The sequence below is a fragment of the Labedella populi genome (assembly GCF_004078655.1).
In the GTDB taxonomy this organism is placed as follows: domain Bacteria; phylum Actinomycetota; class Actinomycetes; order Actinomycetales; family Microbacteriaceae; genus Labedella; species Labedella populi.
Genome location: NZ_RZNC01000002.1, coordinates 183,721 through 207,683 on the forward strand (window position 1 = coordinate 183,721; position 23,963 = coordinate 207,683).

The 23,963-nt window shown below is 69.4% G+C and carries 22 protein-coding genes; 8 read left to right on the plus strand and 14 right to left on the minus strand.

The window, feature by feature from the left end; translation table 11 throughout:
* Positions 1–14 precede the first annotated feature (14 nt).
* From ELQ92_RS06515 to ELQ92_RS06550, 8 genes are all read right to left on the minus strand, one after another.
* Positions 15–974: a sugar kinase gene (locus ELQ92_RS06515; protein ID WP_128498197.1), complete on the minus strand. Its 960-nt coding sequence runs from the start codon at positions 972–974 to the stop codon at positions 15–17.
* Positions 971–1,561, minus strand: coding sequence for a bifunctional 4-hydroxy-2-oxoglutarate aldolase/2-dehydro-3-deoxy-phosphogluconate aldolase (locus ELQ92_RS06520; protein ID WP_243694907.1), 591 nt, complete (start codon positions 1,559–1,561; stop codon positions 971–973). Before ELQ92_RS06520 ends, ELQ92_RS06515 begins: the two co-directional genes overlap by 4 nt.
* Positions 1,562–1,587: 26 nt before the next feature.
* Positions 1,588–1,992: a RidA family protein gene (locus ELQ92_RS06525; protein ID WP_128498199.1), complete on the minus strand. Its 405-nt coding sequence runs from the start codon at positions 1,990–1,992 to the stop codon at positions 1,588–1,590.
* On the minus strand, positions 1,989–2,777 hold the full coding sequence (locus tag ELQ92_RS06530) for an IclR family transcriptional regulator (protein WP_128498200.1): 789 nt from the start codon (positions 2,775–2,777) through the stop codon (positions 1,989–1,991). The genes ELQ92_RS06525 and ELQ92_RS06530 overlap by 4 nt, the downstream gene beginning before the upstream one ends.
* Before the next feature lie 150 nt (positions 2,778–2,927).
* Complete coding sequence (locus ELQ92_RS06535; RefSeq protein WP_166426728.1) at positions 2,928–4,013, minus strand: ROK family transcriptional regulator; 1,086 nt, start codon at positions 4,011–4,013, stop codon at positions 2,928–2,930.
* A gap of 51 nt (positions 4,014–4,064) precedes the next feature.
* On the minus strand, positions 4,065–5,120 hold the full coding sequence (locus tag ELQ92_RS06540; protein WP_128498202.1) for a PLP-dependent transferase: 1,056 nt from the start codon (positions 5,118–5,120) through the stop codon (positions 4,065–4,067).
* Between the two features lie 4 nt (positions 5,121–5,124).
* Positions 5,125–6,012, minus strand: coding sequence for an acetylxylan esterase (locus ELQ92_RS06545; RefSeq protein ID WP_128498203.1), 888 nt, complete (start codon positions 6,010–6,012; stop codon positions 5,125–5,127).
* Positions 6,009–6,995, minus strand: a complete 987-nt coding sequence (locus ELQ92_RS06550) for an acetylxylan esterase (protein ID WP_128498204.1) — start codon at positions 6,993–6,995, stop codon at positions 6,009–6,011. Before ELQ92_RS06550 ends, ELQ92_RS06545 begins: the two co-directional genes overlap by 4 nt.
* A 275-nt stretch (positions 6,996–7,270) precedes the next feature.
* Between ELQ92_RS06550 and ELQ92_RS06555 the strand changes: the two genes are divergently transcribed.
* From ELQ92_RS06555 to ELQ92_RS06575, 5 genes are all read left to right on the plus strand, one after another.
* Positions 7,271–8,542 carry an extracellular solute-binding protein gene (locus tag ELQ92_RS06555; protein ID WP_166426729.1) on the plus strand — a complete coding sequence of 424 codons (1,272 nt, stop codon included), beginning with the start codon at positions 7,271–7,273 and terminating at the stop codon, positions 8,540–8,542.
* Positions 8,543–8,608: 66 nt separating this feature from the next.
* A complete protein-coding gene (locus tag ELQ92_RS06560) occupies positions 8,609–9,565 on the plus strand; it encodes a carbohydrate ABC transporter permease (protein ID WP_208004256.1) in 957 nt (318 codons plus the stop codon).
* A complete protein-coding gene (locus ELQ92_RS06565) occupies positions 9,562–10,458 on the plus strand; it encodes a carbohydrate ABC transporter permease (RefSeq protein WP_128498206.1) in 897 nt (298 codons plus the stop codon). The genes ELQ92_RS06560 and ELQ92_RS06565 overlap by 4 nt, the downstream gene beginning before the upstream one ends.
* Positions 10,458–11,426, plus strand: coding sequence for an ROK family protein (locus tag ELQ92_RS06570; RefSeq protein WP_128498207.1), 969 nt, complete (start codon positions 10,458–10,460; stop codon positions 11,424–11,426). The genes ELQ92_RS06565 and ELQ92_RS06570 overlap by 1 nt, the downstream gene beginning before the upstream one ends.
* Positions 11,423–11,824: a zinc-binding metallopeptidase family protein gene (locus ELQ92_RS06575; protein WP_128498208.1), complete on the plus strand. Its 402-nt coding sequence runs from the start codon at positions 11,423–11,425 to the stop codon at positions 11,822–11,824. The genes ELQ92_RS06570 and ELQ92_RS06575 overlap by 4 nt, the downstream gene beginning before the upstream one ends.
* Here ELQ92_RS06575 and ELQ92_RS06580 read toward each other — a convergent pair.
* Complete coding sequence (locus ELQ92_RS06580; RefSeq protein WP_128498209.1) at positions 11,785–12,336, minus strand: alpha-L-fucosidase; 552 nt, start codon at positions 12,334–12,336, stop codon at positions 11,785–11,787. The two genes, ELQ92_RS06575 and ELQ92_RS06580, sit on opposite strands and share 40 nt — an antisense overlap.
* Here ELQ92_RS06580 and ELQ92_RS06585 point away from each other — a divergent pair.
* Together ELQ92_RS06585 and ELQ92_RS06590 are read left to right on the plus strand one after the other, a co-directional pair.
* Entirely contained in the window at positions 12,305–14,215 is a 1,911-nt protein-coding gene (locus ELQ92_RS06585; protein WP_128498210.1) for a glycoside hydrolase family 20 zincin-like fold domain-containing protein, read from the plus strand. The two genes, ELQ92_RS06580 and ELQ92_RS06585, sit on opposite strands and share 32 nt — an antisense overlap.
* Before the next feature lie 8 nt (positions 14,216–14,223).
* A complete protein-coding gene (locus ELQ92_RS06590; RefSeq protein WP_208004260.1) occupies positions 14,224–15,444 on the plus strand; it encodes an alanine racemase in 1,221 nt (406 codons plus the stop codon).
* 12 nt (positions 15,445–15,456) lie between these two features.
* Here the strand turns inward: ELQ92_RS06590 and ELQ92_RS06595 are convergent, their stop codons facing one another.
* From ELQ92_RS06595 to purU, 4 genes are all read right to left on the minus strand, one after another.
* On the minus strand, positions 15,457–17,052 hold the full coding sequence (locus ELQ92_RS06595; protein ID WP_128498212.1) for an N-acyl-D-amino-acid deacylase family protein: 1,596 nt from the start codon (positions 17,050–17,052) through the stop codon (positions 15,457–15,459).
* 69 nt (positions 17,053–17,121) lie between these two features.
* The gene (locus tag ELQ92_RS06600; RefSeq protein WP_128498213.1) at positions 17,122–18,522 is read right to left on the minus strand and encodes an FAD-binding oxidoreductase; all 1,401 of its coding nucleotides are present in this window, start codon (positions 18,520–18,522) and stop codon (positions 17,122–17,124) included.
* The gene (locus tag ELQ92_RS06605; RefSeq protein WP_128498214.1) at positions 18,519–18,875 is read right to left on the minus strand and encodes a YrdB family protein; all 357 of its coding nucleotides are present in this window, start codon (positions 18,873–18,875) and stop codon (positions 18,519–18,521) included. The genes ELQ92_RS06600 and ELQ92_RS06605 overlap by 4 nt, the downstream gene beginning before the upstream one ends.
* 47 nt (positions 18,876–18,922) lie before the next feature.
* Positions 18,923–19,777 carry a formyltetrahydrofolate deformylase gene (gene purU, locus ELQ92_RS06610; protein ID WP_128498532.1) on the minus strand — a complete coding sequence of 285 codons (855 nt, stop codon included), beginning with the start codon at positions 19,775–19,777 and terminating at the stop codon, positions 18,923–18,925.
* A gap of 233 nt (positions 19,778–20,010) precedes the next feature.
* Between purU and ELQ92_RS06615 the strand changes: the two genes are divergently transcribed.
* Complete coding sequence (locus ELQ92_RS06615; protein ID WP_128498215.1) at positions 20,011–21,240, plus strand: MFS transporter; 1,230 nt, start codon at positions 20,011–20,013, stop codon at positions 21,238–21,240.
* A 51-nt stretch (positions 21,241–21,291) separates the two neighbouring features.
* Here the strand turns inward: ELQ92_RS06615 and ELQ92_RS06620 are convergent, their stop codons facing one another.
* Positions 21,292–23,772 carry a sigma-70 family RNA polymerase sigma factor gene (locus tag ELQ92_RS06620; RefSeq protein WP_166426730.1) on the minus strand — a complete coding sequence of 827 codons (2,481 nt, stop codon included), beginning with the start codon at positions 23,770–23,772 and terminating at the stop codon, positions 21,292–21,294.
* Between the last annotated feature and the right edge of the window lie 191 nt (positions 23,773–23,963).

Genomic DNA, 23,963 nt, shown 5'->3' on the forward strand with positions numbered 1-23,963 from the left:
GGTGAGAAGGCGACTCACCGCTGCACCGGCTCGTGCGCGGGGAGGTGGAGACGGCGGAGATCCTCGCGAGTGGGTGCGGCCTCCCAATCACCGTCGACGGTGCACGCGAAGGCCCCGCACTCCGTGGCGACACGCAAGCGGTCCTCAAGTGACGACCCGCGCACCGTCTCGGCCAACCATCCCGCGACGAACGCGTCCCCCGCACCGACCGTGTCGACGACGTCCACACGCAGGGCCTCTCGGTCGGCGCGCCCGCTGTCGTCCTCCGCGAGTGAGCCGAGGGCACCGCGCTTGACCACCGCGCAGCGCGGTCCGAGGCGCCGTAGCGCGTCGAGCTGGCGCGCCGGAGCGGTCTCGTTCGTGAGGATCTCGGCCTCGTCGACGCCGGCGAAGATGACGTCGGCCCGCTCTGCGAGGGCGCGGTAGGCGACGGCGGCGCCCGTGCCGTCCGCCCAGAGGGCACTGCGGTGGTTGACGTCGAACGACACGACCACGCCGGAGGCGTGTGCTCGGGTGATCGCAGCGTGCACCGCGGTCAGCAGCGAGCCGCCGAGGCCGGCCGAGATGCCGGTGATGTGCAGCACCCGCGCGCGCTCGACGAGTCCGGGTGCGATCTCGTCGGGCACCAAGTGGCTGCCTGCGTGGTCTCTGCGGTAGTAGGTGATGCGACTCGTGCCGGGCGTCGGCCGTTCCTTCAGCATCAGGGCGGTGGCGGCATGCGCATCGACCAGCGGATGGGTCTCGACGCGCTCGGCGCGCAGCTCGCGGACGATGAGGTCCCCCACGCCGTCAGCGCCGACCTTGCCGATCCATCCGGCCGTGCCGCCGAGGCGGGCGACCCCGATGGCGACGTTGCTCTCGGCGCCGCCGAAGCCGAGCCGCATGTCGCGGGCATGAGCGAGGCGACCGTTGCGGGTCGTGACCAGCAGCCCGAGGCTCTCACCGATCGACAGCACGTCCAGTTCGCGCTTCACGCCGCATTACGCCCATCGGCGATGCCGAGGGCCGCGCGTACGGCGGACGCGACGGCGCCGGCGCCCTGCGGTGCCGCGGCGGTGATCCAGCTGCCGCTCACGGCGAACACCGCGGGATGCGCGAGGTGTGCGGCGAGGTTCTGCGGGCGCACGCCACCCGACGGCATGAACCGCACGCCGCGATAGACATCACCGTAGGCGTCCAGCAGTGCGAGGCCGTCGAAGACGCCGGCGGGAAAGAGCTTCAGTCGGTCGAGACCCAGAGCCATGGCAGCCTGTACCTCGGTGGGGGTGAGCACTCCGGGGATCACCGGGAAGCCGGCATCGCTGACGTAGCCGACGACCTCGGGATCGAGGCCCGGGGTCACGACGAACGTGGCGCCGGCGTCGAGAGCCCGGCGCGCGAGGTCGACGCTGAGCACGGTACCCGCTCCGACGTGCAGATCGCCGCGGGCCGCGAGGCGCTTCACGGCGGGCATGCCGTGGGCACCTCGCAGCGCGACCTCCACGACCGGCAGCCCGCCCGCGGTCAGGCCGTCGCCGATCGCGTCGATGTGGTCGGGGTCGCCGATGGAGGCCAGCGGCACCAGCCGGTGCGAGGGCAGGGGCAGCATCAGCCCGTGACGGCGAGCGCGTCGATCTCCACCAGCATCTCCTCGCGAGGGAGCCCGGTGAACACCGTCGTGCGGGACGGCAGCACGCCCGAGGGGCAGCGGTCCGACACGAACGACCCGTAGGCGTCATTCATCGCCGCGAAGTCATCGCGGGTCGTGAGGTAGACGCGCAGGATCATGACGTCGTCGAAGCTCGCGCCCGCGGCGGTGAGGATGGCCTCGACGTTGAGCAGGGTGCGCACGGTCTGGGCCGCGACGTCGCCGCGGTGCAGGTACTCGCCGGTGGCCGGGTCGACGGGGCCTTGACCCGACACCTGTACGAAGGGGCCGCGGCGCACGCCCTGCGAGAAGGTGTGTGCGGGAGCGGGGGCGTCGGCGGTGGAGATGGCGGTACGGTCGGTCATACGGTTTCGCTTTCGTCGGGGGTCGGGGGGATGAACGTCTGCGGGCTGTGGAAACCGAGATCGGCGGAGACGGCGGCGACCGTGTCGAGAAGTTCCGGGAGCAGACCGAGCACCTCGTCGTAGGAAAGCAGGATGTTCGGCACCGACACCGACATGGCGGCCGCGATTCGGCCGTCTGCCGCACGCACCGGCGCCGCGATGCAATTCATGAACGTCTCGTGCTCTTCGTGGTCGACGGCCCACCCGCGCTCGGCGGCCTCGGCGATGGCCGCCTCCAGCGTCTGTCGTTCCCGCACGGTGCGCCCCGTGTAGGCGGTGAAATCGTGCGCTCCCAGTACATGACGACGCTCGTCGTCATCAATGTCGCCGAGCAGCACTTTCGCGACGGCGGTGGCATGGAGTGGGGCGGGAAGTCCGACTCGAGAGTACATGCGCAGCTTGTGCCCGGAGTCGACCTTGTCGACGTAGGTGACCACGCCGTCGCGGTACTCCGCCAGGTGCACCGTCTGCCCGATCTGCCGAGCCAGCGCCCGCATGTGCGGCGCAGCAGCCTCGCGGACGTCGTCCGTCTCGGGGGCGTTGTGCGAGAAGCGGTACAGCGTCGGGCCGATGCGATAGCGGTGCTGGCTGTCGCGCGTGACGTAGCCTCGCGCCTCGAGCACCCGCAGCAGGCGGAGCACCGTCGTTTTGTGCACCTCGAGCCTCGCGGCGAGCTCGTCGAGGGAACCGCAACCCTCAGCGACGAGGTCCAAGGCGTCGAGGGAGCGCTCGAGCGATTGGCTCATGCGCACACCGGAGCGGGGTGGGGAGTCGGGTCGGACACTCGACAATCGTAGGGGGAATGAGCGGACACTGCAACAGGCGTTGCGCCATACGCAATCGTGAAAGGCGGCACGATCCGAAGGGCCCTCCCGCTCGGCGAGGCCGCTCGCCGATCAGATCGTCGCGATCGTCCGGCTGAGGAGGAGATCGGCCATGCCGATGAGGACGACGTCCTCATCGTGCGAGCCCGGACGCACTCGGCACGGGTGCCCGGTTCCGATTCGTCGGAGACCGGCGATCGCCGTCTCCGCGGCGGCGGCGATCGCCGCGACGTCCAGGTCGTGTGGCCCCTCGATGACGATCTCGGGCACGTCGAGCATCGCGACCACGGGGGCGAGCTGCTCGCCGAGCACCGCGCCGACCCTCTGCAGGAGGCCAAGGTCGCCCCCCTGCTCGAGCAGGTGCTGGATCGTCGCCTCCACCGTCACGGGAGAGTCACCCGGACCGGGCATGGTGATGTGGCCGAGCTCGCCGGCTGCGTTGTTCGCACCGCGGACGAGATGACCGTTCACGATGGCGGCGCCTCCGAGGCCGGTGCCGATGCGCACGAGGAGCAGATCCTCACTGCCGTCCACATTCAATTCGGCGGTGACCGCAGCGTTCGCGTCATTCTCGACGATCGTCGGCACACCGAATCGCTCGGAAACCTGGGTCGCGAGCGGTAGCCGTCGCCACCCGAGATTGGTGGACTCGACGACCGTTCCGCTGCCGTCGACGATGCCGGGGGAGCCGATGCCGATCCCGCCGATCCGGGGGGCTGTGGCGGATTGCAGACGGGCTATCAGGTTCACGACGGCGGTCAGCGCCCCTCCGCCCGTCAGATCGCCGCGGACCTCGGCTCGGTGCAGGATCTCCCCGGTGATGGAGAGCACGGCGCCGTGGAAGCGGTGGGGCTGGCTCAGGTCGATGGCGATGATGGCGAACGCGAGCGGATTGACCTGCAGGGGAGTGGCGGGCTTTCCCGGACGGCCCTTCGACTCGCGGGCGCCGGTCTCGATGAGGAGGCCGTCTCCGACGAGACCGCCGACGAGGTCCGACACCGTGATGCGCGAGAGCCCCGTGATGCGCGCGACGTCGGCGCGACTCACGTCGGGTGTGCGCAGGACCGTGCGCAGGACGAGGGTGCGGTTGTGTGCACGGGCGTCGGTCGGCAGCAGCTTCTTCGAGTCGGAGCGAGTCCACGGGTCCGGCAGAACCATCGCCAAACTCCGTCCTTCCCCGATGCGGGCGTGAGTCATGGGGCCACCCGACTACATGATGTCACACGCACGCAGAAGCGCTGCGATGACGACATCTTCTTCGCCGGGGCGGACGGGTTGTGGATTGAGGGCGACGGCGCTTCCGGCGACGAGTACGGCGACGCGTGGTTCCTGCCTCCACATCGCGTCGCGGACCTCGGTGGCGCGTGTCACCGAACCCAGACCGACCAGCGCGCGGCTGTGAGGTTGTCCCGCCTCGCTCGGAAACCCGCGGTCGGCGGGGAGCCCCGCGGCCCTGGCCTGATCGATCCACGCGGTGACGACCGACTCGTAGCGAGCGAGCACTGCCGGTTCGTCGATGCTGAGCGCGTGTTCCACAGCGGCGACGATCCCCGCGAGCGACTCCTTGGTGACCTTCATCCCTCGGCCGATCCCCTGATGCGGGGCGGCGTGGGCTCGGACGCCGCGAACGATGTCGCGGCGCCCGAGGACGAGGCCGCTGTCCTGCGGGCCGCCGAGCCCCTTTCCTCCCGAGAAGACGACCACGTCGGCACCGAGGCCGCGAGTGAAGTCCCACATCGACGCGACGGGAGGGATCTGCGCAGCCGCATCGACGATGACCGGCACATTCCCGGCGTGCGCACGTTCGATCACCCGCTGCAGCGAGACCTCGGTGACCGGATACTGGGTTCCGGCGAACCACACGACCGCGAGCGGATCCGACGCGAGCGCACGGTCGAGCGCCATCTCGTCGTGGGCGACGTCGTCGATCCGCACACCGAGCAGTCGCATCGCATAGTCGTAGCCGTTGCGCTGCCCACGGAACATCACGAGGTGTCGTGGCTGTACGAGCGGGAAGACTTCGAGCGACGGCGGCTCGGGTCCGGTGAGGAGCGATGCCACGGTCAGGGTGAGACCGGCGGCCGCCCCGGTCGTCACTGCGGCCGCTTCGTTGCCGGTGAGCGCGGCGATGCGGGCGCCCGCTTCGTCGTACGCGTGTGGGAGATCGACCCACGACTGTGCGGCATGGAGCATCGCCGCCACAACGGGCGCCGGCATGATGGAGCCGCCGAGCGCCGTGAGTGTCGCTGCCGCGTTGACGATCACGGCGTCATTCCCCGGGCAGCGGGATCATCGCGTCGACGTACCGGCTCATCGCGGGTGCGCCGAGCTGCGCGGCGAGCCAGGCGTCGCGCGCGTCGTCGTCGATGCGGTCATGACCGGTCGGGACGAGGGTATCCGTCGTGCCTCCGAGCCTCGAGGCGAGCGCGGCACCCGAGGCAGAGCCGTCGCTGACGAGTGCGGCGGCCGTGACGTCACCGGCGAGCGCGAGCGGGTCGTACAGCGCCGTCGTCGACCGGGCGGCGGCGAGTTCGTCGTCGGTGCTGTGGCGGCGGAAGTCGTTGAGGCTCTCCAACGGGTACGCGCGGGTGGACTCGGCACGTCGCCAGGGATCGGTGAGCAGCAGGCCGTCGACCCGGAGCGCACGGAAAAACGGGCGGCGTGCGGCGGTCAGCACCCCGAGGTCTTCGCCGACGGCGGCGAGACGGGCGCTGTCGACACCCGGGTGTGAGTGAAGGATCTCGGCCGCCCGGAGGCAGTCCGCGACGACGCCACGGTAGACGTATTCGGAAGCGTCGACGATGCCGTCGATGAGGAGGCCGGGATAGGGGGCGCGGTACGGTGCGTCGGCGAGTCGCTGGCCTCGGTGCATCAGCGTGAGGATCGCGTAGCGGGCGCGGTCGTTGCTGTGCGGGGTGTGATTGACACTTCCGTGCCGCGGGATCTCGAGCACGCCGGGGTGCGGGCCGGGCCGGGTGGGAATGCTGAGATAGCCGGCGGCACGATAGCGGCTCGAGCCGCGGTGGCCGATGGACGAGAAGGTGATGGTGGAGAACGTCCAGTCGGGCGTCGTCCGCGAGGGCTCCGGCGTGAGGACGAGGTTCGTCGGCACCGTCGCGAGGTCGGCGTCGAGGTCGTCCCAATAGTCCACGGTCATGCGTTGCCTCCGATGAGGTCGTGCTCGCGCGCCGCCGCCGGCGAAGGGGAGAGGTGCCGCTCGAGGAACGCGTCGATCTCCTCATTCACCCAGGGGAGTCCCGCGCCGTGCGCGCACCCCTGGTAGGTCAGGAACTGCTCGACGTGGGGGAGGCGCTCCACGAGCGCGAAGCCCGTCTCGGGTGGGCAGACGTCGTCACCGAGTCCGATGTAGACCTGCGCGGGACACGCGACGCGCTCGCTGATGTTGAGCACGTCGAGATACGAGTAGGCGGTCTCGAGCGCCGTCCGCTGCTCCGGGTGGATATGGAGGTACTCGCGGATCTCCTGGTACGGGTACGTCAGCGTGAGCCGGACGCTCGACATGATGCCGCACAGGTACGGGGCGCCCGCGCTGATGCAGCGGACCAGGTCCGGTCGAAGCGCTGCGGTGGCCACGGCGAGGCCGCCGCCCTGGCTCGAGCCGTGCACGCCGATGCGAGTCCGGTCGACCTCGTCGCGGTCCGCAAGGAGGTCGAGCCCGCGGACGACGTCGAGGTAGAAGCCGAGGTACGTGGCTGAGCGGGCGTCGTTGGCACCGTCGACCAGCAGACCGGGGTATCCCGGGTCGATCTGGTCGCGCGCCCGCACCTTTCCACGCGGAGCGACGCTGAGGACGGCGTACCCGCGCAACGACCACGACTTCGCGACCGTCGGATCGGAGATGTATCCCGGGATCAAGAGGATGCCGGGAAGGTCGGCGTCCGGCGCGGCGCCTTCAGGCAGGGTGTACCACGCGCCGACGCGGACGCCTCCCGCGGACGAGTACGTGACCGCGAAGACGTCGACACCGTCGCCGGACATCGTCTCATCGAGGACGAACGCGGCAGCGGGCGCCGTGTGTTCCAGGTAGGCGAGCGCCTCGTTCCAGAAGGCATCGAGGTCGTCGGGACGGTCGACGTCGACCGGGCCGCGGGGTGTGAATCGGGCGGTGTCGGAAGGCATGTCATCTCCCCAGGACGCGTGAATGGCAGATTTGTTAACAACCTATACCTAAACGCCTAGCCGCCAGCATGACCACGAGATCCGTCGTCATTCGTACCTTGATTTTTCGTGCCCGACATGCGGTCGAAACATTCCGCCCACAGACTGACGGGGCAAGAAGTTTGTGTGGAGCATATGCATAACACCATAATGAAGTACTCACGAAGTACCCCCACACATTGATTCAGCGTCGAAATCGTCGTGCAGCGCGACGAAGGATGGAAAAGGGAAGAGCAATGAGAATGAACAGGTGGCTGGCCGTTGGCACGCTCCTCGTCGGAGCGTTCGCACTGTCGGCATGTGCTTCGGGCGGCGGTCAGTCGTCGGCGGAGGAATCGGACCCGAACCTCACGGTGTGGTTCATGCGCGGCGACGTGCCCGACGCGGCGCAGGAGTGGTTGGCCAGCGAGTGGGCCGAGCGCAACGACGGCGCAGAACTCACGATCGAGATCCAGGACTGGGACGGCATCGTCACCAAGCTCCAGACCTCGCTCGCCAGCGAGTCGCAGACCCCCGACGTCGTGGAGTTCGGCAACACGCAGGTGCGCACTTTCACGAGCGTCGGGGCCCTGTCGGACATCTCCGACCTGCAGGAGGAGATCGGGGGCGACACGCTGATCCCTTCGCTCGTCGAGGCGGGCTCGATCGACGAGACGCTGTACGCCGCTCCCTTCTTCGCCGGCTCGAGGGTGGTCTTCTACCGTGAGTCGATGCTCGAAGAGGCCGGCATCGAGGTGCCCGAGACGATCGACGAACTCGGAGACGCCGCCGTCGCGCTGAAGGAGGCGAACAGCGACGTCGCCAACTTCGAAGGCATCTTCACCGCGGCCAAGGACCTCGGCTCGAACCTCGGTTGGCTCTTCACCTACGGCACGCCGATCGCCGAACAGGATGGCGACCAGTGGGTCGGCACGCTTTCGACCCCCGAGGGAATCGAGGCGCTCGAGGCACTGCAGCGGATCTACACCGAGGGCATGTCGACAGCCGCCACGGCGACCGTCGACGAGACCCGCACCCCGTACGTCCCCTACAACGAGGGCCGCGCCGCGATGTTCTCGTCGCTCCCGAACGCGTGGGACGAGATCTCGCCCGAGTTGCAGGAGGATACGGGGGCCTTCGCGCTCCCCGGGACCGATGCCGGCGACATCGGCCACGCGTTGGCCGGCGGTTCCAACATCGGCATCGCGGCGGCGTCGCCGAACCAGGAGCACTCGCGCGAGTTGCTCGCGATGATGTTCGAACCCGAGTTCCAGGAGTACTTCGCGACGGAGGGCGGGTGGGTGCCCGGAAATACGGAGTACTCGGTGCCCGCTGAAGGCAACCCGGCGGCCGAGGCGCAGGTCGCCGCGGTCGAGAACTCGATGATGACGCCGCTCGCTCCCGGCTGGGGGGTCATCGAGAGCAACGACGTCATGCGGAACCTCTTCACCGAGGTGGCCCAGGGCGGCGACGTCACTGCGCTCGCCGAGGAGTACGACGCCATCATCACGTCGCTGCTCAACGAATGATCACCCACCACCGGTGACGGACCACACGGTCCGTCACCGGTGACGGCTCCAGAAGGGAAAGCTGACATGGTGCTCACCGTCGACGCTCCACCGGCGACGGGCGCCCGCCCGCTGCCGCCTCGCCGGGCATCCGTGCTCCGTCGTGCCGCTCCACTGTGGCTGGGTCTGCCTGCCATCATCGTCGTCATCGTCACGCAGGGTTATCCGCTCGTGACGCAGATCATCATGTCGTTCCAAGAGTTCGGCCTCGCCCAGCAGTTCGGCCAGCCCGCCGAGTGGATCGGTCTCGACAACTACATCCGAGTGATGACCGACCCCGTCTTCTGGGGGGTCATGGTCCGCTCGGTCGTGTTCGGTGCGGTCGTCGCCGGGCTGACGATGGTGATCGGCGTCCTCGCCGCGCTCCTGATGACCAAGCTTCCCACCGTCATCCGTGTCGCCCTCCAGGTCTCGATGCTTCTCGCCTGGGCGATGCCGCACTTGTCATCGCTCACGGTTTGGCAGTGGCTGTTCAATACCCGGAACGGCGTCGTCAACACCGTCCTCGTCGCTCTCGGCTTCGAGCAGTTCCGCGGATACGCGTGGCTGCTCGATCCCGCGTCCTTCTTCGTCATCGCCGGTGCCGTCGTCATCTGGGGCTCCGTGCCCCTCGTGATGTTCATGGTGTACGCCTCGGTGACGCAGGTCGACGAGTCGATCATGGAGGCCGCCCAGCTCGACGGCGCAGGCCCGTTCCGCCGCTTCTTCTCGGTCACGATGCCGATCATCGCGCCGGTGCTGTTCCTCGTCGGCATGCTGCAGATCATCTGGGATCTTCGCGTGTTCACCCAGATCTCGGTACTGCAGGATGCTGGCGGTGTGACGAGCGACACCAACGTGCTCGGCACGTACATCTATCAGATCGGTCTCGGGCAGGGTGATTACGGTCAGGGCTCGGCGATCGCGATGATCATGCTCGTGCTCACCCTCGTGCTCACCGCTGGGTACGTGCGACAGCTGCTCAAGAATGCGAATCAGTCATGACCACGACCTCCGCACCACCGAAGACCGTCGTCACTCGAGGCCGTACCACCGAGCCCCGCCGCCGCCGATCGACAAGATCGACGTCCGTTTTCGCGGTGATCGGCGTCGCCCTCGCCCTCGTGTGGGTGTTCCCCATCTACTGGATGCTCAACTCGTCTTTGCAGACCGACGAGCAGCTCTACGGCTCGGGGCTCACGCTCTTCCCCACCGACCTGTTCACCGGGAACTTCGAGCGCGTCATCGCCGACCAGTCGTTCTGGAGAGCGATGGGCATGTCCGCGACCGTCACCGCACTGGCGGTCGTCGTCGCGGTGCTCACCGCGATCGCGGCCGCCGCCGCGGTGAGCCGATTCCGGTTCCGCAGCAGGGGTGCCGTCATCCTCGTGATCCTCGTGATCCAGATGATCCCCGCCGAGGCGATGTTCATCTCGCAGTACCGGATGATGGACAGCTGGGACCTCATCAACAGTGCGCTCGGCCTGGCATTGCTGTACGCCGGTCACAGCATCCCGATCACCATCTGGATGCTGAAGGGCTTCATCGACGGCGTGCCGTACGAGCTCGAAGAGGCCGGTCAGGTGGACGGGCTCTCGCACTTCGGCGCGTTCCGCCACATCACGCTTCCCCTGCTGGCGCCGGGGCTGGTGGCATCCAGCATCTTCGCGTTCCTGTCCTCCTGGAATGAGTACACCCTCGCGCTCGTGATCATGAAGGACAACGCCTTCGCGACGCTGCCGCTGTGGCTGCGTCGGTTCAACGTCAGCTACGAGGCGACCGATTGGGGCGGGATCATGGCGGGCTCCGCGCTCATCGCGATCCCCGTCATCATCGTGTTCCTCATCGTGCAGGGGCGGATGGCGACGGGGCTCGTCGGGGGCGCGGTCAAGGGCTGATGGTCGATCTCACTACCGCCGCGGGGCGACCTGCGGCTTCCGCCTCGCACGCCTCCTTCTCTATCGGCCTCGACGTCGGAGGCACCAAGGTCCGCGGCGTCGTGACCGACGCCGACGGCACGATCGTGGCGGGCGCCCGGAAGCGCACCCGCGCCGGCGTGGATGGCGTGCTTCACACCATCGGCTCCGTCGTCGACGACCTGGTCGCCGACGCTGCGATCGACATCGCAGCGGTCGAACGGGTCGGTCTCGGCGTCCCCGGCGTCGTCGACCCCGCCGCGGGTGTCATCTCCCACGCAGTGAATCTCGGTATCCACGACCCGTTCGATATCGCCAGCGCCCTCGGTGACCGTCTCGGCGTCCACGGACGGGTGCACCTCGAGAACGACGTCAATGCTGCAGCCCTCGGAGTGGCCGAGGCGCTCGGGCTGCGGTCGAACTCGGTTGCGGTGATCTCTTCGGGCACCGGCCTTGCCGCGGGTTTCGTGGTGGAGGGGCGGCTGTGGCGCGGGCATCGCGGCGCCGCTGGCGAGATCGGGCACATCTCGGTCGACCCGACAGGGCCGATCTGCAAGTGCGGCCAGCGCGGATGCCTCGAGCTCTACGCGTCGGGCACGGCGATCGCCCGCATGCTCGGTCCGGGTTCGCCGCCGCCCCGCATGAAGCAGATCTTCGCCGCCGCGACCGCCGGCGACGCGACCGCGCGGCACATCGTCGACACCGTAGCGGAAGCGCTCGCGGTGGCGATCCGGTTCGTCACGCTGTCGATGGACCCCGAGCGCATCTTCCTCATGGGCGGGCTCGCCAGCGTCGGTACCCCCCTCCTGGACGCCGTCCTCGACGCTGTCGCGAAGGGCGAGCGCGACTCGCCCTTCCTCCTTGCACTGCGGATGCCGGAGCGGGTCGGTCTCGTGCCCGACGTCGCGGACCTGCCGGCGCGCGGTGCCGCGCGCCTGGGCGCGGTATGACCGGCACGGACGACTACCTCGACCGTCACGACGATGCGCTGCTCGCCCTGACGGAGCGGCTCATCGGCATCGACAGTCAGATCCCGCCGTTCGGCGACGAGCGGGCGATCATCGCCCATCTCGACGGAGTGCTGGAACGAGACGGGTTCACCGAGCGCACGATCATGGAGCCGGTCCGGGGCCGGCCGAGCCTGATCGCCCGGATACCGGGGGTCGGCGGAGGCCCCACCCTCATGTTCTGCGCGCACGTCGACACCAAGCTCGTCGGTGACGCCCCGGGTCTGTTGCGCACCGATCCGTTCACCGCGACCATCGTGGACGACCGGACCCCCAACTGCCCGACAGTGTCTGACAGACCTCAACCGGTCGGAAGCTCCTCGACCTGCCCGTGGAGGTAGGCGCGGTAGCGTGCGATGTCGCGCCCGATGTTCAGCGCATCGACGTCGCTGCCGCGCTGCGGGTGAACCCCGTCGATGGTGAAGTCGGGGTGGTGCCAGTCGAGCAGCGAGTAATACAGTCCGATCCGGAGCCCGCGCGCCCGGAACGCGTTCACGAACTCGCGTACAAGGTCGCGGCCGCCGAGGGTGCGTGAGACGCTCCAGTCCGTGAGCGCGGATGGCCAGAGGCAGTATCCGTCGTGGTGCTTCGCGGTCAGAACGGCGTATCGCATCCCCGCGTTCCACGCGGCGTCGGCGAGTGCGTCTGCGTTTGCGTCGAAGAGGTCGGCGTCGAAGTAGTCGCCGTAGCGTTCGTAGTGCTCCGGTGCCATCGTCGCCCGCAGCATGACCTGTTCGTGGCGCGCGGCGACTGCGTACGGCCCCCACTGGATGAACATGCCGAGCCGTGCATGGTCGAACCGGGCGTGGGCTGCGGGATCGATGTCGACGGAGACTTCCGTGGGACCGGACATTTCCCTAGTATGGCAGGAGTCCATACAAATTGAACGGGCTGCGTCCCCGTCCAGACAGAGGAGCACGATGACCGACCTGCTGGGATCCCTTTTCCCGCGGCCACGGGTGGCGACGATCACGACGGGCGAGGGCCCGAGCCGCGGTGCGGCACCTCGCACGTCGCTGGACGACACGCTGCCTGCCGAAGGATTTCGGCTCCGTGCGGATGCCTCGGGGATCGAGGTGCGGTACGCCGACGCCCGTGGCCTGCGTTACGCCCTCGCGACGCTCGATCAGCTCCGCGCTCACCCCGACTTCACGACGTCGGTCGTCGACATCGAGGACCACCCCGATTTCGCCGTCCGCGGCTACATGCTCGACGTGAGCCGCGACCGCGTGCCGACGCGGGCGACCCTGCTGCGCTATCTCGACCTCGCTGAGCGGGCGCGGCTGAACCACTTCGAGCTCTACATCGAGCACACGTTCGCGTACGAGGGTCACGACCTGGTCTGGCAGGACGCTTCGCCCTTCACGGTCGCGGACCTGCGATGGTTCGACGCGGAGTGCGTCGCCCGCGGCATCGACTTCGTGCCGTCGGTGAATTGCCTCGGTCACATGGAGCGCTGGCTCAAGCACCCGGCGTACAAGGACCGCTCCGAAACCCCCGACGGCTACGTCTGGGGCTTCGAGAATCGTGCCGCCGCGACCCTCGAGCCGACGCGGGAGAACGCCGACTTCACCCTCGGGCTTCTGCTCGAGATCGCCGAGACGACGTCGAGCGGCAAGATCAACATCGGTGCCGACGAGCCGTTCGAGCTCGGTCAGGGCGCCTCAGCCGATGCCGTCGCCGAGCGAGGACGCGGCGAGGTGTACTTCGAGTACGTCCGCCACCTGCTCGAGCGGCTCACTGAGCGTGGCTACCAGGTCGAGTTCTGGGCCGACATCTTCGCCGAGCACCCGGAACTCATGGGCCGCGTGCCCCAGGGGGCCGTCCCGGTCGTGTGGCAGTACGACGGTCCGGTCCTGAGCGCCGCCGTGATCGACGGCGCCGACGACGAGTTGCGCGCGAAATGGGAGGCGATCGCTTTCGACGTCGAGGCGACGCGGCAGGGTGCGCGCGGTCGTGCCGCAGCGCTCATCGAGTCCGGCGAGCCGTTCTGGCTCGCGCCCGGCACGAGCACCTGGCAGTCCTTCGTCGGTCGCACCGACAACGCCGTCGACAACCTCGTCGACGTCGCGAGGACCGGGCTCGACACGGGCGCCCGCGGCTACGTCAACACTCAATGGGGCGACCACGGCTCGCTCGAGCCGCCGGTCGTCAGCTTCGGCCCGCTGCTGCTCGGAGGTGCCGTCTCCTGGTGCCTGGACTCCAACGCCGATCTCGACCTCGCGACCCTCGTCGACACGGTCGCGCTGCTCGACCGCACCGGCCGGATCGGTCGCGCGACCGTCGAGGCCGGAGGCGCCGCCCATGCGCTCGGATCGCCACTGCTCAACGCGAGCCAGCTCTTCACCGTGCTGTGGCGGGCCGGCGAGATCCCGCCGGGATCGTGGCCGACACCGTCCGGCGTCGCGGCCGCACGAGCGAAGCTCGAGACTGCACGTGCGCTGCTCGTCGGTGCCGAGCCCGAAGCCGCCGATGGCGAGCTGGCCGTCTCCGAGCTCGACCACGCCATCCGGTTCGCGCTCCTCGCCGCCGACGTCCTCGACCTGGGCCACGGCGCACTCGCCGAGCTCGACCCCGAGACCGCGCTGCGCCTGCGCGATCGGCTCGACGTGCTCCTCGCCGAGCAGCGCACGCTGTGGTTGCGTCGATCACGCCCGGGCGGGCTCGACGACGCCGTCGGCAAGCTGGTGCCGTTGCGCCGGCTGCTCGAGCGACGCGCCGTGCTGGCGTGAGCGCGACCGTGCCCGACTCGTCAGTCACGATCGGTCCGCAGCACAAGTCGATTCCGCCGCAACTGTGGGGTTCGACGATCGCCGAGGCCGGCACGCGGGGCATCCGGCTGACCGACCTCGCCACGCCGGTGCTCGTCATCGACGAGGCCGCACTGCAGCACAACACCGGGACGATGCAACGGTGGATGGCTGCGCGCGGAGTCTCGTGGGCCCCGCACGGGAAGACCACGATGTCTCCTGAGCTGTGGCGGCGCGCACTCGACGCCGGCGCGTGGGGAATCACGGTCGCGACCGGATGGCAGGCGCTGGTCGCTCGCGCGGCCGGTGTCGAACGGATCCTCGTGGCGAACGAGATCATCGATCCGGTGGCGCTCGACGCTCTCGCCGAGACCGCGCCAGACGTGGTCTTCTTCGTCGACTCGGTGGAGGGGGCCACCCGGGCATCTACGGCCGCCCGGCGGGCGGGCGCACGGCTCGGTGTGATCGTGGACCTCGGCGGTGCCGGCGGCCGCGCGGGCGTCCGCAGTGGGGACGAGGCGTTCGCACTGGCGAGCGCCGTCGCGAACGATCCACATCTGGAGCTCCGCGGTGTCGGCGGGTACGAGGGTGCGTTGGCCCATGATCGGAACTCGGCGTCGATCGACGCGGTCCGCTCGTGGACGGGACAACTGACGAGGGTGTTCGAGGAGGCGGTTGCCGCGGGCCTCTTCGCCGCGGATGGAGCCCCGATCGTCACGGCGTCCGGCAGCCTCTACTTCGACGTCGTCGCAGCGGAACTGGCGCCGTTGGTGGGAGAGGCGACCGTGCTGCTCCGGCCCGGCGCGGTTCAGACCCACGACTCCGGCTTTTACCGTGAGCTGTCGCCCCTCGTCGGCACCACCGAGGAGCTGCACCCGGCGATCCACGTGTGGGCGCACGTGCTCGCGCGCCCGGAACCCGGGCTCGCGATCCTCGACGCAGGGCGCCGCGATGTGCCGTACGACCAGCATCTGCCCGTCATCGACCAGGTGGGAGGAGAGCGCGTCTCGCCGCTGCGGGTCACCGCGGTCGATGACCAGCATGCCTACGTCCGCGCCGATGCGGAGTTGCCGCTCGCCGTCGGGGACCGGGTGCGGCTGGCACTCAGCCATCCCTGCACCGCGTTCGACAAGTGGCGGCTGATCCCGATCGTGACCGACGGCTCGTCGCCCGACGCCGCCGTCGTGGATTTCGTGACGACGATCTTCTGAGAGCCTCCCGCGTCAGCCGGGGTGACGGAGCGCGCGACCCGCGCGTGCTCCCGTCGGAACGCCCGCGGCGACCACGCGCTCGCCGCGGATCCAGACATCACTGATGCCGCGGGGCGTCGTGCGCGGGCGCTCGTAGCTCGATGCGTCGGCGATGCGGGTCGCGTCGAACAGGACGAGGTCGGCGACAGCGCCTTCACGGAGCACACCTCGATCCTCGAGCCCGAGTCGCGAAGCGGGCGACCCCGTCAGGTGACGCACCCATTCCTCGAGCGGCATGAGGTCGCCGTAGGCGGCGAGGTAGCGGGGGAACGTGCCCCATCCTCTGGGGTGGGGCCGGCTACCGACGAGGATGCCGTCGCTCCCGCCCATGTGCCGCGGGTGTGCGAGAATCCGGCGGACGTTCGATTCGTCGCCGACGTGCATCAGGATGCTCGTGCGGAGCCGGTCCCGCCGCAGGATCGCGACCGCGGCGTCGAAAGCCGTCGCCGGCCCGCCGAGAGCCGGCAGCCCGACGAGGTCCGAGACGAGACGCCCGACGCAGGGCTCGAGCGCGGGATCGCTGACTCCGGCGATCGTGATCGTCGACCAGTCGATACGTTCACCGTGGGAGCCGTCCGAGCCGGTCACCTCGAGCGCCTCACGGATACCGCCGAGCTCGACGTGGTCAGCGAGCCGCTCGAGCGTGGCGTCCATCCCGCCCGCGGACGCCCAACTCGGCAGCAGTGCGGCGAGGGTCGTGGCGCCGGCGAGGTACGGGTAGGCGTCGAGCGTGACGTCCACGCCCTCGGCGACGGCCGCATCGACCAATTCGAGCAGTTCCCCGGCACGGCCGCGGTTGGACGGGAAATTCATCGTCGCATGGGTGAGGTGCACCGGGCAGTGGGTTCGTCGCGAGATCTCGATGACCTCGCGATACGCGTCGAGCGCGCCGCCGCCGTAACCGCGGGTGTGGGGGGACCAATAGCCGCCGTGTGCCGCGACGACGCGACACAATGCGGCCAGTTCGTCGGTCGTCGCGTGAAGTCCCGGTGCGTACGTCAATCCGCTGGACATGCCGAAGGCGCCCGCTCGCATCCCGTCCGCCAGCAGTCCCTGCATCCGATCGAGCTCCGCGGCGGTGGCGGCCCGCGCGTCGTGCCCGACCGTCATCATGCGCAGGTTGCCCTGCGGGACCAGGAACGCGGCGTTCGTCGGAGTACCGCCGTCGATGCGGCCGAGGTACCCCGCGACGTCGCGCCACGAGAAGTCATCGTCGCTCAGGTCGCCGTTCCATCCGGCGATGCGGGTACGGATGTCGGCGAGCACGCCGTCGTCGACGGGGGCGTATCCGAGACCGTCCTGACCGATCACCTCGGTCGTGACCCCCTGGAGGAGCTTCGCATCGTGCGTGCCCTCGCGCAGGATCTCCAGGTCGGAATGCGCATGCATGTCGATGAATCCCGGTGCGAGGACGAGGCCCGAGCCGTCGATCGAGCCGGGGGAGGTGGCGAGGGACGTGGCGGGGGTGATTGACGCGATGCGATCGCCCTGCACGACGACGTCCGCCGCACGGCCCGGTGCTCCGGTGCCGTCGACGACGAGCGCGTGTCGGATCAGTGTGTGGTCCAATTTGTAAGGAGTTTATCCTCTATTCCGTCGGCTGCTCTCCGGGACACGCCACGGAGCGGGCGGTACGGGTCACGCGACGACGAGGGGATCGAAGACCTTCCCAGGGTTGAGGATCCCGAGGGGATCGAAAACCGCCTTGACGCCGCGCTGGAGCTCGACCTGGTCGTCACCGAGTTCGTCGGCGAGCCAGCGTCGCTTGAGGACCCCGATGCCGTGCTCTCCCGTGAGGGTCCCGCCGAGGGTGAGCGCCGCCGTGAAGAGCGCATCCGCGGCATCCCAGATGTGCGGCGGGACGGAATCCCCCTCGACGACGAAGTTCGGATGGAGGTTCCCGTCCCCGGCGTGCGCGACCGTCGGGATCGTGATGCCGAAGCGCTCCTCGATCTCGGCGATCGCGGCGAACATCGCGGGGAGCGCGCTCCGCGGGACGGAGACGTCCTCGATGAGCGCCGTGCCGAGTCGCTCCATCGCGGGATGCATCGCGCGTCGCACCGCGAGGAGGCGTTCGCCCTCGGTGAGGTCGGTCGTGAGCTCTGCCGTGCCGCCGAGTGATCGCACGATGTCGAGGGCCGCTGCGGCCTCCTCGCCGGCGGCCGGGCCGTCGGTCTGCACCACGAGGTGCGCCGCTCCCGCTCCGCCCATCGAGGTGCCGAGCAGCGCATCCACGGCGCGGAGCGACGCGGCGTCCATGAGTTCCATGACGGCCGGCTGCACTCCGGCCGCCGTGATCGCCGAGGATGCGCGAGCGGCGCTCGCCGCGTCGGGGAAGAAGCACGCGACGGTCGCGACCGTGCCCGCGACGCGGCGTCGGATCCGGACGATCGCCTCGACGACGACGCCGAGGAGACCCTCGGAGCCGACCATCAGTGCGGTGAGATCGAGGCCCGTGACGCCCTTCACACTGCGGTGACCGGTCCGGATGACGCGTCCGTCGGCGAGGACGACCGTGAGCCCGAGGACGGCGTCGCGGGTGACGCCGTACTTCGCACAGAGCAGTCCGCCGGCACCGGTGGCGATGTTGCCTCCGACGGTCGAGATCGCCCGCGACGCGGGGTCGGGGGCGAACCATAGGCCGCGGTCGGCCAGCAGGTCGTTGAAGACGCCGTTCAGGATGCCCGGTTGGACGACGGCGAGGAGGTCGTCCTCATCGATCTCGAGGACACGGTCCATCATGAGGGTTGAGAGGACGATCTCCCCGGCCCCGGCCATCGCGGCTCCCGCGAGACCGGTTCCGGCACCACGGGTCACGACGGGGGTCCTCGTGGACGTCGCGATCCGCATCGTCGCTTGGACGTCCTCGACCGAACGGGCGTCGACGATCGCGAGCGGACGACTCGCGGAGCGGTGCCCCGACTTGTCCGCGCGCACCGCCTCGAGTCGCGCCGAGGTCGTCACCACGGCGTCGCCGAGGGCCTCGCGGAGCGCGGAGACCACGGCGGACCCGTCGGCAGGACCCGCCGGAGCGGTCATCGAGCGAGTTCCCGGCGACCGGCGATGACTCCGCTCACCACGGCTACGACGGCGTACACGGCCGCGACGATCGGCTGTCCGAGATCGAGCCACGCGAGCGTCGCCGCCGCGACGACGAGCAGTTCGACGAGCGACTTGCCGTAGACGTCGACCGAGAACACGGCGCGTGGCGAGCGAAAGAGCCCCCACAAGAGGATCGCGAGCATCGGCGCGCCGATGCCGACGGCGATGTTGAGCGGGAAGGCGAACGCCACGAATCCCCAGACCCCGAGCGTCACGAAGGCGAAGAGCTCGAGGACGAGCCGGAGGACGTCGTTGACACCGATGGTGCGGGAGGTCGTTGAAGCGGTCACTCCTCGATTTTACGCGTCGACGCCGCGGGGGAGCGCCGCCGCCGACGTCAGCGGAAGATGATCGTCCGCGCTCCGTCGAGGAGGACGCGGTCCTCGGAGAACCATTTCACGGCTTGAGTGAGGGTCCGGCTCTCCTCGTCCTGACCGATGGCGACGAGCTCGGCGGGGGAGCGGGAATGGTCCACGCGAACGACGTTCTGCTCGATGATCGGGCCCTCGTCGAGGTCGCTCGTGACGAAATGGGCGGTGGCGCCGATGAGCTTGACGCCGCGAGCGTGTGCCTGGCGGTAGGGATTCGCGCCCTTGAATCCGGGGAGGAACGAGTGGTGGATGTTGATGGCCTTGCCCGCGAGCAGCTCGCACAACTCGGGAGAGAGGATCTGCATGTAGCGGGCGAGGACGACGAGCTCGATGTCATGCTCCTCGACGGCGGCGACGATGCGACGCTCGAACGCCGCCTTCTCCTCCGCGTTCGTGACCGGTGCGGACTCGAAGGGCACGCCATAGAAGTTCGCGAGGTCACGGAGGGAGCCGTGGTTGGCGAGGACCAGGGGGATGTCGACGGCGAGTTGGCCGGCGCGCTGGCGGAACAGCAGATCGTTGAGGCAGTGGGCGGCCGTCGAGGCGAGGACGAGTGTCTTGAGGGGACGGCCCACGACATCCAGCCGCCACTGCATCCCGTAGGTGTCGACGACGGGCGCGAGCGCCGCCGAGAACGCCTCGCGATCGACCGACGACTCGACCTGGAGCCGCATGAAGAAGCGCCCCGTGTCGGCGCTCGAGAACTGCTGGCTCTCGGTGATGTTGCCGTCGGCCGCGACGACGGCGCCGCTCACGGCGTGCACGATACCGGGCTGGTCGGGGCAGACGATGGAGAGGACCCAGTGGTTGCGGGTCGGAATGGCGACGTTCACCGTCCTAGGGTATTGCCACCCGGTGCGATAAACTGCCCGTGGTCGTGAGGTCCGCTCCGGCCCTGGGCGCGCACATCGGCGCGCAGCCGAACTCCGCTCGCGAGCGTGTCGCCCGAGTCGAGTGAACGCCGACGATCCCGTCTCCCGATGATGCTCGAGTCCGTCCTCCTCGCGCCGTGCGGTCGTCCGCCCGCGAGCTCCTCGATTGTGTGTGCGCTGCCATGACCCTGTCCCCCGACCGTTCCCTGCCCGCGACCGGGCCGATCGCCTCCCCTGCCCGCTTCCCCTGGTGGGGGATGATCGCGCTGTCCGTGGCGACGTTCCTCTCCGTGACGAGCGAGATGATGCCGACGGGGCTCCTGCCGCAGATGAGTGCCGATCTCGGCGTGACTCCTGCAGCGGTGGGGCTGCTCGTGACGGTCTTCGCCTTCACCGTCGTCGTCTCGAGCGCACCCCTCACCGCGCTGACGCTGCGGATCCCGCGGAAGCCGTTCCTCCTCGGTGTCATCGCCGTCCTCGGATTCTCGAACCTCCTCACGGCGCTCGCTCCCGACTACTCGCTCGTCGTCGCGAGCCGGATCCTCGGCGGAGTGGCGCACGGTCTGTTCTGGGCGACGGTGCCGGCGTACGCCGCTCGCCTGGTCTCCCCGGCACTCATCGCTCGCGCCGTCTCGATCACCATCGCCGGGGGAACCCTCGCGTTCGTCCTCGGAGTGCCGCTCGGGACGGCGCTCGGCGCCGCGATCGGCTGGCGCTGGGGCTTCGCGGCCGTGGCGGGCGCCTTCGCGGTCGGTGTCGTGGCCGTCGGGATCCTCCTGCCCGCCGTCCCGCCGGTGGACCGTCGGCCGCCCGAGCGGGGGGTGAGCGGCCGACGGTCCGTCGACCCGTCGACCCTCCCGGTCGCGCTCGTGTGCATCACGACGGCGATCGCCATGATCGGCCACTACGCGCTCTACACGTTCATCGCCCCCTTCCTCGTCGAACGGATCGGCGTGCCGACGGCCTGGTTCAGCGTCGTGCTCTTCGCGTACGGCGTCGCGGGCGCTATCGGTCTCGTGCTGACGGGAACCGTCTTCGCCCGCCGTCCGGGCGCAGGGCTCGTGGTCGCACTCGCCGGCTCCGCCGTCTTCGTCTCGATCGCGTCGCTCTCCTCCGGCAGCGTCGTGGTCGCGATCGTCGCCGTGATCCTCTGGGGGATCGCGTTCGGCATGATCCCACCCCTGCTGCAGACGCGCGTCCTGCAATTCGCGAGTCCTCGAATCCGCGACACCGCCGCGGCGTTCTACACGACCGCCTTCAATGTCGGAATCGGGGGTGGTGCGCTCGTCGGCGCCTGGCTTCTCGACAATGGCGGCCTCGGATCCCTGCCCCCGACGCAGATCGTGCTCATGACGCTGAGCGCCGTCATCGTCTTCCTCGTGGGACGCCGCGCCGCGCGATCCGCCGGGTGATGGAAGCACCGAACGTACGGTCGGTGAGCGCCCGGGCGCGGACTCTCGTCCTCATGCCTCTTGAGCAGGGGATTCCGGCGTCGTAACTGCGCCCGCCCTGCCGGCGTCGGTGCCGTCGGGCCCTGTCGATCCCATGGACACGTTCGGGAGAGGCGCTCCATCGGTCGGCTCGGTCTCGGTCGGCGCGGTCAATTCGATCTCGGTGGGCTCGGTTTCGGTGGGCTCTGTTTTGGTGGGCTCGGGGTTGATCCACTCGGGGTCGATCCGCTCGGGGGTGTCGGCCGCCGGAGCGACCGGTGCGGATTCGTCGTCGGCCCGAACATCGTCCGCTTCGCCTGACTGCCCGGCCGCGGCTTCAGCCGTCGACGATTCACGGGTGAGGGCCGCGTCCGACGGAGATCCTCGGCGGTCGTCGACAGACGGTTGGACAGCCGGTGCGACGGGAGCCAGGACGACTGTGACCCGGATGGAGCGGGAGGGCGCTTCGAGCTCGAGGCCGCCCTGCTCCCCGTAGGACACCTCAACGGTGTGCTCACCCAGGCCGAAGCTCGTCCAGTCGGTGATCCACTCGCACGCGACGTCACCGCTCCCGGTCGCGATGTCACAGAGGAACGCGGGAACCCCGTCGATCCGCCCGTGGATCTGAGTGCCGGGGATCGCCTCGAGCTCGATGCTCAGATCGAATGCCGACACGGTGGCGCCGTCCGTCGGCGACACGATCGTCGGAGGAGCCGCGAGGTGCACGGGCTCCGTGCGCTCCTCCACGACACCCGTCGGGGTGGTCTGGCGGATCGTCACGGTGCTGGAGCCCACCGGTGTGTCCATCAGCATCGGTGAAGACCACCGACCCCGGTCATCGGCGAGTGTCTCCGCAAGAATCCGACCGTCCCGCAAGAACGTCACGGTTGCTCCGGGCACGGCCACTCCCGAGACGATCGGGTACAGCTGGCCGTATCCGCCCTGGTCGAACGTGTACGCGAGGGGTTGCGACGGCTTCTCGGGCTCCTGTGGTTCTTGTGGTTCCTCGGGCTGCTGCGGTTCCTCGGGCTGCTGCGGTTCCTCGGGCTGCTGCGGTTCCTCGGGCTGCTGCGGGTCGACGGGCTGCTGCGGCTGGGTCGGGGGAAGAGGCGCCGGCTGGGACGCGGGTGGGGAGACCGGCGCGCTCGTCGGCGTCGGACCCCGTACGGGATCGGGCTCCGTCGCTTCCGGAACCGGCGCGGTCTCCGTGCTCTCGGGAGCAGGAGGCGTCGGGATGGTCGTGGGCCCGGGCTGAGGCGTGGACGGGGCCTCGGATTCCTGCGCGGATTCCGCCACGACGATGTTCGTGGGCGTCGGAGCGACGAAGGTCGGCCCGAGGGCGAGGGTCGCCGCTACGGCTGACGCCGCGACGAGGGCGATCGCTCCGGAGACGAGCCCCGTCGTCACGATCCCCGCGGACGCGGCGCCCGCCGTCGCGCCGGCGCTCGTCGCGGCTCCGGCCGAGGCCACACCAGCCGATGTCGTCGCGCCCGCCCCCGACCCTGCCGCGCCGGTCGCAACCCCTCCGGATCCCGCTCCCGCCGACACGAGCGACGCGACGACCGACGGGTCGATGCCCGCGCCGATTCCCATGCCGTGGCCGCCGAGGACGGCGGCGGGCATGGCTGCCGTGGCGACAGCGGTGTGGGCGCCCGTCTGCATCCAGGCCAGGTAACCCGTGGCTCCAGCGGTCCCGGCCGCGAGAGGAAGCAGGACGAGAGCGATGCGCGAGCCGACCTCTCGAGCCTCGGCGGCGACGATGGTACACCGGGCGCAGGAGTCGAGATGGGCTTCGAGCTTGGCGGCGTCGCGCTTGCCGAGCGAACCGCGGGTGTAGGTGCCGATGCGCTCGATCGTCCAGCGATGCTCGGAGTCCTCCGGAACCGCCGCGATGTGGGCCTGGATCCAGGCCTGACGTAGGCCCTCGCGTGCTCGATACGCGAGCGCTGCGACAGCGTTGGGCTTCATCGCGAGGAGCGGAGCGACCTGTTGGGGTGTCATCCGCTCGACCTCGCAGTACCACAGCACCTCCTGCCACCGGGTCGGAAGACTCCGGAAGGCCGTAGCGGTGAGGCTCCGATCGAGAGCCGCCATGGTCTCCTCGTCGCGCGAGGCCGGGTCCTCGAACGACTCGAGCGTGTCGATGGACGCTTCACGCCGGGCGCGCCCCCACGCGGAGGCGGTGTTGCGGACGGTCGTGAACAGGTAGGGACGGAACGCGCCGGTCGGCCCTCCGCCCTTCTGCAACGCCTGATAGATCTTCGCGAACGACTCCTGGACGAGATCATCCGGATCGAGTGACGAGGTGAACGAGCGCGCGACGGTGCGGGCGGCTCGGGAATGCCGGCGCCACAACTCGCCGTAAGCCGCTCCGTCGCCCGCTCGAGTGAACATGATCAGATCGGCGTCCGACGCGTCGTCCCATCCGGACGGCGGTGAAGAGGACGGGACTCCGCCCTGGCTCGCCAGGGGATCGCTGGGGCGGGTGTTCGGCTCGGCGCTCTCGTCGTGCACGGCTTCTCCGGTTTCGCTGGGGGTGTGATGGCTTCGAGTTGAGAGATGCACGGAGACGTGGTTCATGACGCCTCTTCGTGATCTTCCTCTCCTGCGTCTCCGTCGTGGGGGGCCCCGTGTGATCTGTGGAGAACCCGTCGGAACGAGCAGGGAACGATTTTCGCGAAGCGGCGTCATGATCCGCTGCGACG